12 protein-coding genes are annotated in these 14850 nt (G+C 73.7%); 4 read left to right on the forward strand and 8 right to left on the reverse strand.

The genetic code is table 11. The annotated features are described in order from the left end of the window. Genes nadC through ACLVWQ_RS09690 form a run of 4 tightly spaced genes read right to left on the reverse strand, consistent with a single transcriptional unit; the run spans position 1 to position 4854 of the window. Positions 1–1035 (reverse strand): carboxylating nicotinate-nucleotide diphosphorylase, encoded by a 1035-nt coding sequence (gene nadC, locus ACLVWQ_RS09675; protein WP_414107883.1) that lies wholly within the window; start codon positions 1033–1035, stop codon positions 1–3. 5 nt (positions 1036–1040) lie between these two features. Then, positions 1041–2861 carry an L-aspartate oxidase gene (locus ACLVWQ_RS09680; RefSeq protein ID WP_414107884.1) on the reverse strand — a complete coding sequence of 607 codons (1821 nt, stop codon included), beginning with the start codon at positions 2859–2861 and terminating at the stop codon, positions 1041–1043. Continuing rightward, complete coding sequence (gene panC / locus ACLVWQ_RS09685) at positions 2858–3850, reverse strand: pantoate--beta-alanine ligase (protein WP_414107885.1); 993 nt, start codon at positions 3848–3850, stop codon at positions 2858–2860. Before panC ends, ACLVWQ_RS09680 begins: the two co-directional genes overlap by 4 nt. After that, positions 3847–4854: a Rossmann-like and DUF2520 domain-containing protein gene (locus tag ACLVWQ_RS09690; RefSeq protein WP_414107886.1), complete on the reverse strand. Its 1008-nt coding sequence runs from the start codon at positions 4852–4854 to the stop codon at positions 3847–3849. The genes panC and ACLVWQ_RS09690 overlap by 4 nt, the downstream gene beginning before the upstream one ends. 308 nt (positions 4855–5162) lie before the next feature. Between ACLVWQ_RS09690 and ACLVWQ_RS09695 the strand changes: the two genes are divergently transcribed. Next, positions 5163–6323: a threonine aldolase family protein gene (locus ACLVWQ_RS09695; protein WP_414107888.1), complete on the forward strand. Its 1161-nt coding sequence runs from the start codon at positions 5163–5165 to the stop codon at positions 6321–6323. A 138-nt stretch (positions 6324–6461) separates the two neighbouring features. On the opposite strand, the gene ACLVWQ_RS09700 is transcribed toward ACLVWQ_RS09695, so the two are convergent. Further along, positions 6462–7133 (reverse strand): response regulator, encoded by a 672-nt coding sequence (locus ACLVWQ_RS09700; protein WP_414107890.1) that lies wholly within the window; start codon positions 7131–7133, stop codon positions 6462–6464. 38 nt (positions 7134–7171) lie between these two features. Continuing rightward, positions 7172–8374 carry a sensor histidine kinase gene (locus ACLVWQ_RS09705; RefSeq protein ID WP_414107891.1) on the reverse strand — a complete coding sequence of 401 codons (1203 nt, stop codon included), beginning with the start codon at positions 8372–8374 and terminating at the stop codon, positions 7172–7174. Positions 8375–8546: 172 nt separating this feature from the next. Between ACLVWQ_RS09705 and ACLVWQ_RS09710 the strand changes: the two genes are divergently transcribed. Continuing rightward, positions 8547–9620: an SAM-dependent methyltransferase gene (locus tag ACLVWQ_RS09710; protein WP_414108094.1), complete on the forward strand. Its 1074-nt coding sequence runs from the start codon at positions 8547–8549 to the stop codon at positions 9618–9620. Positions 9621–9636: 16 nt separating this feature from the next. On the opposite strand, the gene ACLVWQ_RS09715 is transcribed toward ACLVWQ_RS09710, so the two are convergent. Continuing rightward, positions 9637–10788, reverse strand: a complete 1152-nt coding sequence (locus tag ACLVWQ_RS09715; RefSeq protein ID WP_414107892.1) for an NADH-quinone oxidoreductase subunit D — start codon at positions 10786–10788, stop codon at positions 9637–9639. A 31-nt stretch (positions 10789–10819) separates the two neighbouring features. Here ACLVWQ_RS09715 and ACLVWQ_RS09720 point away from each other — a divergent pair, with 31 nt between their 5' ends. Together ACLVWQ_RS09720 and ACLVWQ_RS09725 are read left to right on the forward strand one after the other, a co-directional pair. Further along, positions 10820–11371 carry a PH domain-containing protein gene (locus ACLVWQ_RS09720; RefSeq protein WP_414107893.1) on the forward strand — a complete coding sequence of 184 codons (552 nt, stop codon included), beginning with the start codon at positions 10820–10822 and terminating at the stop codon, positions 11369–11371. Continuing rightward, a complete protein-coding gene (locus tag ACLVWQ_RS09725) occupies positions 11368–12765 on the forward strand; it encodes a PH domain-containing protein (protein ID WP_414107894.1) in 1398 nt (465 codons plus the stop codon). The genes ACLVWQ_RS09720 and ACLVWQ_RS09725 overlap by 4 nt, the downstream gene beginning before the upstream one ends. Before the next feature lie 380 nt (positions 12766–13145). Here ACLVWQ_RS09725 and ACLVWQ_RS09730 read toward each other — a convergent pair whose 3' ends face one another. Then, positions 13146–14750 (reverse strand): hypothetical protein, encoded by a 1605-nt coding sequence (locus tag ACLVWQ_RS09730; RefSeq protein ID WP_414107895.1) that lies wholly within the window; start codon positions 14748–14750, stop codon positions 13146–13148. Between the last annotated feature and the right edge of the window lie 100 nt (positions 14751–14850).

Genomic DNA, 14850 nt, shown 5'->3' on the forward strand with positions numbered 1-14850 from the left:
CTACTCAGCCTCGCTCGTGGGCGCGCCGTCGGCCTCGCGCAGGTCGAGGCCGATGTCCAGGATGGGCGAGGAGTGCGTGAGGGCCCCCACCGCGAGGAAGTCGACGCCCGTCCTCGCGTACGCCGCGGCGGTGTCCAGGGTGAGCCGGCCCGAGGCCTCCAGGAGCGCGCGCCCGGCCACCAGGGCCACCGCCTCCTCGCACTCGCCGGGCGTGAAGTTGTCCAGGAGGATCAGGTCGGCGCCCGCGTCCACCACCTCGCGCAGCTGGTGCAGGGTGTCGACCTCGACCTCGATCGGCAGGTCGGGGAAGGTCTCCCGGACGGCCTTGAAGGCCTGGGCGACGCCGCCCGCCGCGACGACGTGGTTGTCCTTGACGAGGGCCGCGTCCGAGAGCGACATGCGGTGGTTGACACCGCCGCCGCTGCGGACCGCGAACTTCTCCAGGGAACGCAGCCCCGGCGTCGTCTTGCGGGTGTCCCGCACGCGCGCGCCGGTGCCCTCCAGGACGTCCGCCCACGCGCGCGTGGCCGTCGCGATGCCGGAGAGGCGGCACAGGAGGTTCAGCGCGCTGCGCTCGGCCGTCAGCAGGTCCCGGGTGCGGGTCGTGACGCTCAGGAGGCGCTGGCCGGCCTCGACGCGGTCGCCGTCCTCGACGTGCCGCTCGACCTCGAACTCGTCGGTGCAGACCACGGAGACGACCGCCTCGGCGATCCGCAGGCCCGCCACGACGCCGGCCTCACGGGCGGTGAAGTCGGCGGTGGAGACGGCCTCCTCGGGGATGGTCGCGACCGTGGTCACGTCCACGCCGTGGTCGAGGTCCTCCTCGATGGCCAGGTGCGCGATGTCCTCGACCTCCACGGGGTCGAGCCCGGCGTCGGAGAGGAGCTGTGCGAGGGCGGGGTCGAGGCCGCACTCGGCGTACGCCGCGTACGCGGCGTCGTCCGCGTCCTCGAAGGAGGTCGTGCCGTCGGCTCCGCAGGCGCAGCCGGCGCCGCAGCCACCGCCGTCGACGAGGGGAAGGTCCGGGGTGCTCACTTCTGTCACTGCTCCTGGGGGCTGGGCGGGGAGGGCGTGGGGGTCCCACCGGCTCGAACGGGGTCGGATGCCTGCGGGAGTGTCGGGGGGAAGTCTGGGGTCCCGGTGGTGTGCGCGGCGAGCGTCCGGTCGGGATTGAGCCGTACGACGATGTGGCGCCGCCAGTTGTCGTCGTCCCGTTCGCCCCGGTCCTCGCGCCAGTGGCAGCCGCGGGTCTCCTCGCGGAGGAGGGCGGCGGCCACCAGCACGCGCGCCACGCACAGCAGGTTGGTCGACTCCCAGGTGTCGACGCCCGGTTCGGCCGTCTTGCCGTTCTCGTCGAGCGCGTCGCGGGCCTGGTCGTGCAGCGACTGGAGGCGGCCGGCCGCGGTCTCCAGGGAGCCGGCCGAGCGCAGCACACCGGCGCCGTCCGTCATGATCCGCTGGATCGCGAACCGCGCCTCGGCGGCGAGCAGCGGGTGGGCGGGCTTCTCCGGCCGGTCGACCGGCTCGGCCGAATCGACCGGCGACGCCACGCGCGTGGGGACGTCTTCCCCGTCGGGACGACTCTCGTGGCGGGCCGCGACGTCCGCCGCGATGCGCTCCGCGTAGACGAGGCCCTCCAGGAGGGAGTTCGAGGCGAGCCGGTTCGCGCCGTGCACACCGGTGCAGGCGACCTCGCCGCACGCGTACAGGCCGGGGACGGTCGTACGGCCCCGGGAGTCGGTGCGGACGCCGCCCGAGGCGTAGTGCGCGGCCGGGGCGACCGGGATCGGCTCGGTCACCGGGTCGATGCCGTGGGCGCGGCAGGCGGCCAGGATCGTCGGGAAGCGGTGCTCCCACATGTGCGCGCCGAAGTGCCGGGCGTCCAGGTACATGTGCTCGGCGTCCTGCTCCTGCATGCGCCGCGTGATGCCCTTGGCGACGATGTCCCGGGGCGCCAGTTCGGCGAGTTCGTGCTGACCCACCATGAACCGCTCGCCCTGCGCGTCGACGAGGTGGGCGCCCTCACCGCGTACCGCCTCGGAGACCAGGGGCTGCTGGCCCTCGGCGTCCGGGCCGAGGAACAGCACGGTCGGGTGGAACTGCACGAACTCCAGGTCGCTGACCTCGGCGCCGGCCCGCAGCGCGAGGGCGACGCCGTCCCCGGTGGACACCGGCGGGTTGGTGGTCGCCGAGAAGACCTGGCCCATGCCGCCGGTCGCGAGGACCACGGCGGGCGCGTGGACGGCGCCGACGCCGTCGTGCTGGCCCTCTCCCATGACGTGCAGGGTCACTCCGGCCGTGTGTCCGCCGGCGTCCGTGAGGAGGTCGAGGACGAGCGCGTTCTCGACCGTGCGCAGGCCACGCGCGCGGACCGCCTCGACGAGGGCCCGGGAGATCTCCGCGCCGGTCGCGTCGCCGCCCGCGTGGGCGATACGGCGCCGGTGGTGGCCGCCCTCGCGGGTCAGCTGCAGGTCGCCCTCCTCGGACTCGTCGAAGTGGGCGCCGGTCTCGATGAGGCGCCGTACGGCGTCGGGTCCCTCGGTGACGAGGATGCGGACGGCGTCCTCGTCGCACAGGCCCGCGCCCGCCACCAGGGTGTCGTCGAGGTGCTGCTCGGGGGTGTCGCCCTCTCCCAGGGCCGCGGCTATGCCGCCCTGGGCCCAGCGGGTGGAGCCGTCGTCGAGGCGGGCCTTGGTGACGACGACGGTCCGCAGCCCCGCGGCGTCGCAGCGCAGGGCGGTGGTGAGTCCGGCGACTCCGGAGCCGACGACCACGACGTCGGCGGTGAGGGACCAGCCGGGTGCGGGCGCGTGCAGGCGTATGCCCGTACTGGTGCCTGTACTGGTGCCTGTGCTGGTCACGAGGCGGCTCCGAAGGTCAGAGGAATGTTGTCGATCAGCCGGGTCGCCCCGACCCGGGCGGCGACGGCGAGGACCGCCTCGCCGGTGTAGCCGTCCGGGATCTCGGTGAAGTCGGACGGATCGACCAGTGCCAGGTAGTCCAGGGCGAGCGGCGGGCTGAGCCGGGTCGCGTCGTCGAGGACCAGGCGGGCGGCGGCCCGGACCGCGGCGGGGCCGCCGGGGGCCGCCTGGGCGACGGCGTGCGTGTCGGCGGCGGCGCGGGCCTCGCCCATGGCGTCGAGGGCCTCGGCACGCGCGTGTGTGGCGGGCACCTCACGGGCCCGCGCGCACAGGGCCTCCTGGGCGGCGTGCCGGTCGCCGCCCGCGAACAGGGCCCGGGAGAGGGCGAGCGCGGTACGGCGCTCGGTGGGCGACAGATAGCGGTTGCGGCTGGACAGGGCGAGGCCGTCCGGTTCGCGCACCGTCGGGACGCCGACGATCTCCACGCCGAAGTTCAGGTCGCGCACCATGCGGCGGACCAGGGCGATCTGCTGGGCGTCCTTCTGCCCGAACAGCGACACGTCGGGCCTGGTGAGGTGCAGCAGCTTGGCGACGACGGTGAGCATGCCGTCGAAGTGTCCGGGCCGTGTCGCGCCCTCCCAGTGCTCCCCCATGGGTCCCGCGCTGATCCGGACCTGGGGTGCGCCGCCCGGGTAGACCTCGTCCGCGGACGGGGCGAGGACGACGTCGGCGCCCGCCTGCTCGGCGATCTTGAGGTCCGCGTCCAGGGTGCGCGGGTAGCGGTCGAGGTCCTCGCCCGCGCCGAACTGGAGGGGGTTCACGAAGACCGTCACGACGACCTCGCCGTCGTCGCCCGCGGTCTCCCTGGCGGTACGGATCAGGGTCGCGTGGCCCTCGTGCAGGGCGCCCATCGTCATGACGACGGCACGCCGTCCCGTACGGACGCGCGCGTGGAGCTCGGCGGCGGTGCTCACCAGGGCCGTGGTCATCGGGCATCCCCTTCGGATCCGCCGGGGCCTTCGGGATCACCGGAACCACTGGGACCGCCGGGACCACTGGGGCCGGGGCCGCCGGGCCCGCTGGAGACCGCGGGGCCGTTGGCGAGTACGCCCAGCAGGTCCTCGGCGAGTTCCGGCTTGAGCAGGCCGTGGGCGAGGGCCCGGTCGGCGGTCGCGCGGGCCATCGCCAGATAGCCGGCGACGGTCCCCGGCGCGTGCTTGCGCAACTCGGCGACGTGCACGGCGACCGTGCCCGCGTCACCGCGCGCCACCGGTCCTGTGAGCGCCGCGTCGCCCGACCTGAGGGCGTTGTCCAGCGCCGCGCCGAGCAGCGGGCCCAGCATCCGGGCCGGGGCGTCGACACCCGCCGCGCGCAGCAGGTCCATGGACTCGGCGACCAGCGTCACCAGGTGGTTGGCGCCGAGCGCGAGGGCCGCGTGGTAGAGCGGCCTGGCCTCCTCGGCGATCCACTCGGGCTCGCCGCCCATCTCGATGACCAGGGCCTCGGCGGCCAGCCGCAGCTCGTCGGGGGCGGTGATCCCGAAGGAGCATCCGGCGAGCCGCTGGACGTCCACCGGGGTGCCGCTGAAGGTCATCGCGGGGTGCAGGGCGAGCGGCAGTGCCCCGGCGCGCAGAGCGGGGTCCAGGACCCTCGACCCGTACCGCCCCGAGGTGTGCACGAGGAGCTGGCCCGGCCGGACGGAGCCGGTGTCGACGAGCCCCTCCACCAGGCCCGGCAGGGCGTCGTCGGGGACCGTGAGGAGCACCAGGTCGGCCCGCTCCAGGACCTGCTCGGGTGTCATCAGCGGCACGTCGGGCAAGAGCTGCGCGGCGCGGCGCCTGGAGGCGTCGGAGACCCCGGACACGGCCACCGGGCGGTGCCCGGCGAGCTGCAGCGACGCGGCCAGGGCGGGGCCCACGCGGCCGGCGCCGACGACACCGACGGTGAGCCGCGCGGGGCGGTCCTTGGGATCTGGCTGGGGGAATGTACTCACTCGACGGGGGCCTTCCGTTCCAGTCCGCTCCGGGTACCGGACGATTTCTCGTCATGCTAACGCGATCGGCCCGAGGGCCGTTTCCCCGTCCACAGGCTCCGCGCGCTCCACGGGCCTTCTGTCCACAGGCTGTGGGAAATCGGCCGCCCCCGAGAAGCCGGACCTCAGGGAAGGGGCTTCCGTCGAGAAGCAGGAAGCTTCCGTCGAGAAGGGGTGGCCGTCGAGAAGAGGCCCCGGCCGGAAACCCAGGTGACCGCCCGCCGTGGGTCCTGCATGATCCGGAGCATGAGCGAGACGACGACGCAGGCATGAGCGACAGCGCACGATCCGCGGACCGGACGGCCGGACAGCGGCGCGAGCGGCGCAGACTCGCCGTGCGCGGGGCACGGCGGGTGTTGTGGCAGCCCGGGTTCCGCTTCACGGTCGGTGAGCTGCTGACCGGGCTGACGGACGCCGCGCCGGACGTGTACGACCTGGACCTGCCGGTGGACATGTACGGCGACGGGATCGTGGAGACCCTGGAGGAGCGCGTCGCCGCTCTGCTCGGCAAGGAGGCCGCCGCGTTCTTCCCGTCGGGCACCATGGCCCAGCAGGTGGCGCTGCGCTGCTGGGCGGGCCGTACGGGCAACGCGACGGTGGCGATGCATGCCCTGTCGCATCCGGAGGTCCACGAGCGGCACGCCCTGAGCACCCTCAGCGGTCTGCGCACCGTCCGTCCCACGGACGAGCCGCGGATGCCCTCCGCCGACGAGGTGCACGACCTGGACGAGCCCTTCGGGACGCTGTTCCTCGAACTGCCCCTGCGGGAGGCCGGTTTCGTGCTGCCCTCCTGGGAGGAGCTGGTCGCCGTCACGGACGCGGCACGCGCGCGTGACGCCGTGGTGCACGTCGACGGGGCCCGGCTGTGGGAGTGCACCGCCCATTTCGGCCGCTCCCTGGCCGAGATCGCGGATCTCGCGGACAGCGTCTACGTGTCCTTCTACAAGTCACTGGGCGGATTCGGCGGCGCCGTGCTCGCGGGTCCGCGGACGCTCGTCGACGAGGCGAAGGCCTGGCGCCACCGGTACGGCGGGCAGCTCCTCCAGCAGTTCCCCACCGTCCTGTCCGCGCTGATCGGCCTGGAGAAGGAGCTGCCCCGGCTCCCGGAGTACGTGTCCCACGCGCGCGTGGTCGCCGCGGCGCTGCGTGAGGGGTTCGCCGGGGCCGGGCTTCCCTGGGCGAGGGTCCACCCCGAGGTGCCGCACACGCACCAGTTCCAGGTGTGGCTGCCGTACGAGGCCGACGCCCTGACCGAGGCCGGGACGCTGCAGGCGGAGGAGACGGGGGTGTCGCTCTTCCCGCAGGTCTGGGACCGGGGCGGGCCCGCTCTGGCGTTCACCGAGGTCACGGTGGGCGCGCCCGGTCTGGAGTGGACGGCGGACGACGTACGGGCCGCGGTCACGGAGTTCGTGGCACGGCTCCCCGACTGACCGGCTCACCGACCGACTCCTCACTGACCGACTCCTCACTGACCGGCTCCCCCGCCCACCGGCTCCCCCGCCCACCGGCTTCCCCGCTCACCGGCCCGCCTCCGGGTGTCGGCCCCCGGATTCAGCCCGGCCCTGCGGTCAGCCCTGCCCTCCGGCCCGTACCAGACCGGTCTCGTACGCGAGGACGACGACCTGGACGCGGTCGCGCAGGCCCAGCTTGGTGAGGATGCGGCCCACGTGGGTCTTGACGGTCGCCTCGGAGAGGACGAGCCGGGCCGCGATCTCGCCGTTCGACAGGCCCTGCGCGACCAGGATCATGACCTCGCGCTCCCGGCCGGTGAGCCGCTCCAGCTCCTTGCGCTGGGGCTCCTTGCCGGCGCTGGGCAGCAACGGCGCGAACCGGTCGAGCAAGCGCCTGGTCGTCGAGGGCGCCACCACCGCGTCGCCGCTGTGCACGGAGCGGATCGCGGTGAGCAGCTCGCCGGGCGGCACGTCCTTGAGCATGAAACCGGAGGCGCCCGCCTTGAGCCCCGAGAACGCGTACTCGTCGAGGTCGAAGGTCGTCAGGATCAGCACCTTCGGCGGGTTCGGGTCCGAGCAGATGCGGCGGGTCGTCTCGACGCCGTCCAGCTTCGGCATCCGGACGTCCATCAGGACCACGTCGACGTCCGCCCCGCGCAGCTCCTGCAAGGCCTCCACACCGTCGCCCGCCTCCGCCACGACCTCCATGTCCGGCTGGGCGGCGAGCACCATCCGGAACCCGGTGCGCAGCAGCGCCTGGTCGTCGACGAGCATCACGCGGATCGGCATGGGGAGGTCCTCCGGTCGGTTCATGAAACGTGCACGTGTCAGTGAGCGGGCTTGAGGGGGAGCAGGGCGCTGATGCGGAAGCCTCCGCCCGGACGCGGTCCCGCGTCCAGGGTTCCGCCGACCATGCCGATGCGCTCACGCATACCGATCAGGCCGTGGCCCTGGCCGTCGACCCCGCCCTCCTCGTACAGCTCGTGCGGGGCGCCCTTGCCGTCGTCCTCGACGAGCAGGCCGAGGCCGTCGTCGAAGTAGACCAGGCGCACGCTCGCGCCCGCGTTCGGCCCCCCGTGCTTGCGGGTGTTGGTGAGCGCTTCCTGCACGATGCGGTACGCCGTCAGCTCGACGCCGCTGGGCAGCGGGCGCGGGGTGCCCTCGACCTTGAAGTCGACGGGCAGCCCGGAGGTCCGGCACTGCTCGATCAGGTCGTCGAGCTGTTCCACGTCGGGCTGCGGCACGTACTCGCCGGACTCCTGGTGCTCGCCGGTGCGCAGTACGCCCAGGAGGCGGCGCATCTCGGCGAGGGCCTGCCTGCCGGTGCCGGAGATGATCTCCAGGGCCTTCTTGGCCTGGTCGGGCGCGGCGTCGAGGACGTAGGCGGCGCCGTCGGCCTGGACGACCATCACCGAGACGTTGTGCGCGACCACGTCGTGCAGCTCGCGGGCGATCCGCGCGCGCTCGGCGGCGACCGCGACCTTGGCCTGCGCCTCGCGCTCCTTCTCCAGACGGGCGGCCCGCTCCTCCAGCTGCGCGAAGTAGGCGCGGCGGGTCCGCAGGGAGTCGCCGAGGACCCAGGCGAGGGCGAAGGGGACCGTCTGGAAGACCACTATCGCCACGTTCTCGGCGGCGCTCGCGCCGTCGTTCGGCCAGCGCAGCTGGGCCAGCGGCGCCGCGAAAAGGCCCGCGGTCAGCGCGAACCGGGAGGCCCAGCGGGTGCCGTTCGAGGCGACGGTGTAGAGGATCACCAGCAGCGCGAAGTCGGCCGGGACCGCCGCCATGTCCAGCGCCAGCTGTGCCATGCCCAGGCCCGCGGCCAGCAGCAGCATGGTCTCGGGCATACGCCTGCGCAACGCGATCACCAGGCACAACAGGAGGGTGATCGGGATCGTGATCGCCGCAAGGTCGGTCCCGACGCTCTCCTGCCTGGCTGTTCCACTCACGAACGAGAGCCCGAGCAGGAAGACGGCCCAGAAGCCGTCGACCCATGTCGGGTGCCTGCGGAGAAAGTCATAGAGGCGCTGCACGTAACCCAGCGTAGGGAAGCGTGCTGTGTGCAGGGGTCAACCGGAGGGTCGATCCGTGACGGCCGCGTGTACTCCCCAAGGTGGAGGCCGCCGTGAACTCGGCACTTAACCTGGCGCGGTGACGGCGACGGGAAGCAGGGGTGGCGCAGTGGGGCGTGCGGCGGCGGGCGGGATGCGCGGGTGGCGCCCGGCGACCGAGGAAGCGCTGTACGGGCCCCGCGGTTTCTATCGCGGTACCGAGGGTCCCGCGGCCCATTTCCGTACCTCGGTGCATGCGTCGACGCTGTTCGCGGGGGCGGTGGCCCGGCTGCTCCGGCTCGTCGACGAGGCGCTCGCCCACCCCGCCGAACTCGCCTTCGTCGACCTGGGCGCGGGGCACGGTGAGCTGGTGAGCGCCGTACTGAGGGCGCTCCCCGCCGAAGTGGCCTCCCGCGCGCGCGGGTACGCGGTCGAGCGCGCCGCCCGCCCCGCCGGGCTGGACGACCGGATCGAGTGGCTGCCGGAGCCCCCGGCGGGCGTCACGGGGCTGCTGTTCGCCAACGAGTGGCTCGACAACGTGCCGGTGGACGTGGCCGAGGTGGACGCGCACGGGGTGGCACGCCTCGTCCTCGTGGGCCCGGACGGGACGGAGTCACTCGGGGCGCCGGTGCGGGGGCCGGAAGCGGAATGGCTGGAGAGGTGGTGGCCGCTCACCGGCCCGCGCACGGACCCGCGTGTCCCGGCCCCTCCAGGCACCCCCCGGCTTCCCGCCGAAGGTCTGCGGGCCGAGATCGGTCTCCCCAGGGACACCGCCTGGGCGTCCGCCGTGGCCGGTCTCGGGCGCGGTCTGGCCGTCGCCGTCGACTACGGGCACCGCGCGGGGGCACGGCCGCCCTTCGGAACGCTCACGGGCTTCCGGCAGGGCCGGGAGACGGCACCCGTGCCGGACGGTTCCTGCGACATCACCGCCCATGTGGCGCTGGACGCGTGCGCCCTGCCCGGCGGCCGGCTGCTGAGCCAGCGGGAGGCGCTGCGGACGCTGGGCGTGCGCGGGGACCGGCCGCCGCTGGCCCTGGCCTCCACGGACCCCGCGGCCTACGTACGGGCTCTCGCGGGAGCGGGCGAGGCCGCCGAGCTGACCGCCCGGGGCGGCCTCGGCGACTTCGGCTGGCTGGTGCAGCCGGTGGGAATTCCGGACCCGCTGCCGGACCCACCGCTGGAACCGTCACCGGACCCGTCACCGGACGGAAAACAGCCCTCTCCGTAGAGCGGCGGCTGGGTCATTACTTGTCGATGTCGCCCACCACGAAGAACAGCGACCCCAGGATCGCCACCATGTCCGAGACCAGCGTGCCCGGCAGCAGCTCGGTGAGCGCCTGGATGTTGTTGTACGAGGCCGACCGCAGTTTCAGCCGGTACGGGGTCTTCTCACCCTTGCTGACGAGGTAGTAGCCGTTGATGCCGAGGGGGTTCTCGGTCCAGGCGTACGTGTGGCCCTCGGGCGCCTTCAGCACCTTGGGGAGCCGCTGGTTGATGGGCCCCGGGGGCAGTTCCGCGAGCCGGTCCAGGCAGGCGTCCGCGAGGTCGAGCGCGTTGTAGGTCTGCTCCAGGAGGCACTCGAACCGGGCCAGGCAGTCGCCCTCCTGGCGCGTGACGACCTTCAGGGTGTCCTGGAGGTCTCCGTACGCGAGGTACGGCTCGTCGCGGCGCAGGTCGAAGTCGACACCGGAGGCCCGCGCGATCGGCCCGCTCACCCCGTAGGCGTGCACCGCCTCGGGGGAGAGCACTCCGACGCCCCGGGTACGGCCCCGGAAGATCTCGTTGCCCAGCACCAGGTCGTCGAACCGGTCCATCCGGGAGCGCACCCCGGCGACGGCAGCACGCGCGCGCGTGGCCCAGCCGGCCGGCAGGTCCTCCTTGAGGCCCCCCACCCGGTTGAACATGTAGTGCATGCGCCCGCCGGAGACCTCCTCCATGACGTGCTGGACCTCCTCGCGCTCCGTGAACGCGTAGAAGATCGGGGTGATCCCGCCCAGTTCCAGGGGGTACGAACCGAGGAACATCAGGTGGTTCAGGACCCGGTTCAGCTCCGCCAGGAGCGTGCGGGTCCACACCGCGCGCGGGGGCACCTCCATGCCGAGCATCCGCTCCACACCGAGGACCACGCCCAGCTCGTTCGAGAACGCGGAGAGCCAGTCGTGGCGGTTGGCCAGCATGATGATCTGCCGGTAGTCGCGCGCCTCGAAGAGTTTCTCCGCGCCGCGGTGCATATAGCCGATCACCGGTTCCGCGTGCTGGATCCGCTCACCGTCGAGGACGAGCCGCAGTCGGAGTACGCCGTGTGTGGACGGATGCTGCGGCCCGATGTTGAGCACCATGTCGGTGCTCTCCGCGGCGCCGCCGATACCGACCACGGTCTCCGTGGGAGGAGTCATGGGGACAGTGTCTCGTACGTACGCTTGCGGCATGGAAACGGGGACCTCGCAGAACGCGGGACGGACAGCGGGGCAGCCGACGGGCCCGCGGGCGGAGCCGGCTGCCGCGCGCACGACGGACGAGCCGGAGTGGATCGGGCTCCCGCCGGGACTGCTGAGAATGCGCCGGCTGCTGCTGGTGGTGTGGCTGGGACTGCTGGCCATCGGCACGGGCCTGCTGCTCGGCCTGCTCGCGGGGCCCGGCTGGGCGGCGTTCGCCCTGCTGCCCCTGGCGCTGCTGCTGGGCGGCTGGCCGATGCTGGGGCGCAACTGGCGGTCCTGGCGCTACGCCGAGCGGGCCGACGACCTGCTGATCAGCCGGGGCGTCCTGTGGCACGAGGAGACCGTCGTGCCGTACGGGCGCATGCAGTTGGTCGAGGTCACCTCCGGTCCCGTGGAGCGGCACTTCGGACTGGCGAGCGTGCAGCTGCACACGGCGGCCGCGGCGACGGACGCCCGTATTCCGGGGCTCGACCCGGCGGAGGCGGAACGTCTGCGCGACCGGCTCACCGAACTGGGCGAAGCCCGATCGGCGGGGCTGTGACCACGCCACCGGACGCCACCGACGGCGTGACGGACGTACGGGAAGAGGCCGACCCCGTGACGGGAGCGGCAGGAGCGGCAGGAGCGAAGGAAACCGGGGGAAGGGCCGTGCCTCGGGAGCGGCGGCTGCATCCGGTGACGCCGTTGCGGCGCGCGTGGGCGCCGGTCGCGGTGATCGCCGGCTGGGCCGTGCACGATCCCGACCAGGCGCAGCGGCAGCTGACCCGGCTCACCACGACCATGCTGCTGTCCGCCCTCGCCGTGGCCGTGGTCGGAGCCGCCCTCTACGGCTTTCTGAGCTGGTGGTTCACCCACTTCGCGGTGACCGACACCGAACTGCGCATCCGTACGGGCCTGTTGTTCCGGCGCACCGCGCACATCCGGCTCGAACGGCTCCAGGCCGTCGACGTCACCCAGCCCCTGCTGGCCCGCGTGGCCGGGGTCGCCAAACTCAAACTCGACGTCGTCGGCACCGACAAGAAGGACGAGCTGGCCTATCTGGGCCAGGAGGAGGCCCGGGTGCTGCGGGCCGAACTGCTCGCGCGGGCCGCCGGTTTCGCGCCCGAGACCGCCCACGAGGTGGGCGAGGCACCGGTCCGGCAACTGCTGCACGTCCCGGCCGGGGTGCTGGCCGTCTCGCTCGTGCTGACCGGGGCCACCTGGGGGACGCTGGCCGCCTCACTCGTCGTACCGCCGCTGCTGTGGTTCGCCACCCACAGCGTGTGGACCGTGCTCGCGACGGCGCTTCCCCTGCTGGGCGCGGCGGGCGCGAGCAGTGTGGGCCGGTTCGTCAGCGAGTACGACTGGACCGTGGGCGAGTCGCCGGACGGGCTCCGGATCGACCACGGCCTCCTCGACCGCACGCACGAGACCGTGCCCCCCGGCCGCGTCCAGACCGTACGCGTCGTCGAGCCGCTCCTGTGGCGGCGGCGCGGCTGGGTCCGGGTCGAGCTGGACGTGGCGGGCTCGTCCAACTCGGTGCTCGTGCCGGTCGCCACGCGCGAGATCGCCGAGGCGGTCATCGCGCGCGTGCTGCCGGGGGTGACCGTGCCGGGCACGCTGGCCAGGCCACCGCGCCGGGCGGGCCGGTGCGTGCCGCTCTGGTGGCGGGGTTACGGGATCGCCGTGACCGACACCGTCTTCGTGGCCCGGCACGGGCTGCTGCGCCGCAGCACCGCGCTCGTACCGCACGCCAAGGTGCAGAGCGTGCGCCTGGAGCAGGGGCCGTGGCAGCGCCACCAGGGGCTCGCCGACGTCCGGGTGGACACCGGGGCCAACAAGACCGTGACAGCCCGCCTACGGGACGCCTCAGAGGCAGCGGAACTGCTCTACGCCCAGGCGGACCGATCACTCACCGGCCGCCGAGAGGCACTACCGGACCGCTGGATGGCCTGAGAACGGCACCCGAACGACCCAGGACGGGCCTGACGGGACCCCGGACCGACCCGTTCTACGGGTGCCTCGAAGGCGGCGGAACCGCTATACGCCCAGGCGACCGTCACTCATCGGCCACCGGAAGACGCCGCCGGACCGCTGGATGGCCTGAGAACGGCACCCGAAAGGGCCGGTCGGACGGGTCAGGGCCGGACAGGCCGGAGCAGACGGGCGGGCTGGAACAGGCCGGACCAGACCAGTCGGCGGATCGGACCGGCCGGGTCGGGCAGGTCGGACCGGACGGGCGGGCGGGCTGAACAGCCGGACCGGACGGACCGGACGGGCCCGGACCGGTCGGACCCGTCGGACCCGTCGGGTCGGTCGGCAATGGCCGGCCGGGCTCAGGAGACCGCGCTGCGCAGGCCCGCCACGTCGATCTGCTCCGTCTCGTCGTGTGCGGTCAGGTCGATGACCTGGCCGATGCCGCGGGACTCCTCACCCGCGGGCCTGAACTCGGTCTCGGCCTCCGACTTGTGCAGCGCGAGCGCCTCCTGGCCCACCACGTCGGCCAGGTCCTCGTTCTGCACGGCCTCCAGCGTCTCCGCGCCCTTCTGCGTACCGAAGAAGTCGAAGCCGCCCTCACCGGCGGGGCGCCGCACGGGCGTGGCCGGGGCGACCGCCACGGCGGTGGGCACGGTGAAGTGCCCTGCGGGGCGCCGGGGCCGCGCGGCGGGCGTCAGTTCGGCCGCGCTCGTCGCGGACGGCTGCTCCACGCGGGCCACCTCGGACGGGGTGGGCCGCGCCAGATCGGTGCCCGGCGACCGAGGCGCGGCGGACTTCGTGGCCGACTTCGCGGCGGACTGCAGGGAGGTCACACCGACCCCGGTGGAACGCTTACGGGCCCGTACGGGCTCGGTCCCGGTCCCGGTGGACCGCGCGGGCGCCGACGCCTTCGACGCCGCCGCGGCCGGGCGCTCGTGCCCGCCGGCCGCCTCGGGCTTCGCCGGTGTCCCGCCCTCCTGCCAGGTCTCGCCCTTGGCCGGAGCGGTCGTCGTGGTCCCGCCCGCCGCGGACGCGCCCTTCGGGGAGCCGCCCGGCCGGGGCGCACCCTTGCCGGGGCCGCCCGACGAAGACGAACCCTTCCGGGCGCCGCCCTTCGCGGGAGTGCGCTTGACCGGGCCGCCCTTGGGAGGCGTGGTGGGCGCGGGGTCGTCCGGATCGGGGCTCTTCTTCGGCGCCTCGGCCTCAGTGGAATCCGCGTCCGCGTCGACATCGACATCGGCGTCAGCATCGCCATCGGCGGCGGCTATGGACTCGGCCGGGTGCTCGTCCGCCGGAGCCGTGTCGTCGGCCGGGTCGGCCTCGACGGCTCCCGAGAGCCGCTCCAGCGCCGCGTTGGCCTTCACGTAGAGGACCGAGGCCGCCGCGGACGCCGCGAGGGCCGCCTGGACCGTCGCCGCCGTCGCCTCGGGCTCCGCCGTGTCGACGGACCCCTCGGCCACGGCGTCCTCGGCCGTCGACGCCGTGGCCGACAGCTCCGGGACCGGCTCGGCCGCCTCGATCTCAAGGAGCCGGCGACCCTCAAGCGCGGTGGCCCGCTCGGTCTCCGCCGTGGCGTACCGCCGCAGCAGCGCCGCGTGTTCGTTGCGCAGCCCGGCCAGCTCGGCCCGCTTCGCACGGAGCCGCTGCTCCAGCTTGGTACGGAGTTCGCGCGACTCGTCCACGTCGCTCTCGAGTTCCGCGACCCGCTCCTCGTAACGCCACTCGTCACTGGCGCGCCCACGTGCGAGGTCCGCGACCCGCCTGCCCGCCGAGGCGTCCCAGCGGCGCATGACGATCGCACCCACGACAGCCGTCACCGCGGCGCCCGCGGCCAGCCCGCGCAGCACCATCGGTTCGGAGAACAGCCATGGCCCCACGGCGCAGACGACGGATACGCCTGCGATCGCCGAGGGGGGCAACAGCCGGTGCAGAGGCGGGGAATGGCGGTGACGTCCTCGTGGCATGGCCAGAAACTTACCGCGCGTGGGCGAATGATGGTGCCCCGCATGACAAAAACGCAGCCACACCGAAACCTTCTCACCGCCCCTTCACCGGACAATCCCC

Origin of the sequence: Streptomyces sp. CWNU-52B, from assembly GCF_047444975.1 — a bacterium.
In the GTDB taxonomy this organism is placed as follows: Bacteria; Actinomycetota; Actinomycetes; order Streptomycetales; family Streptomycetaceae; genus Streptomyces.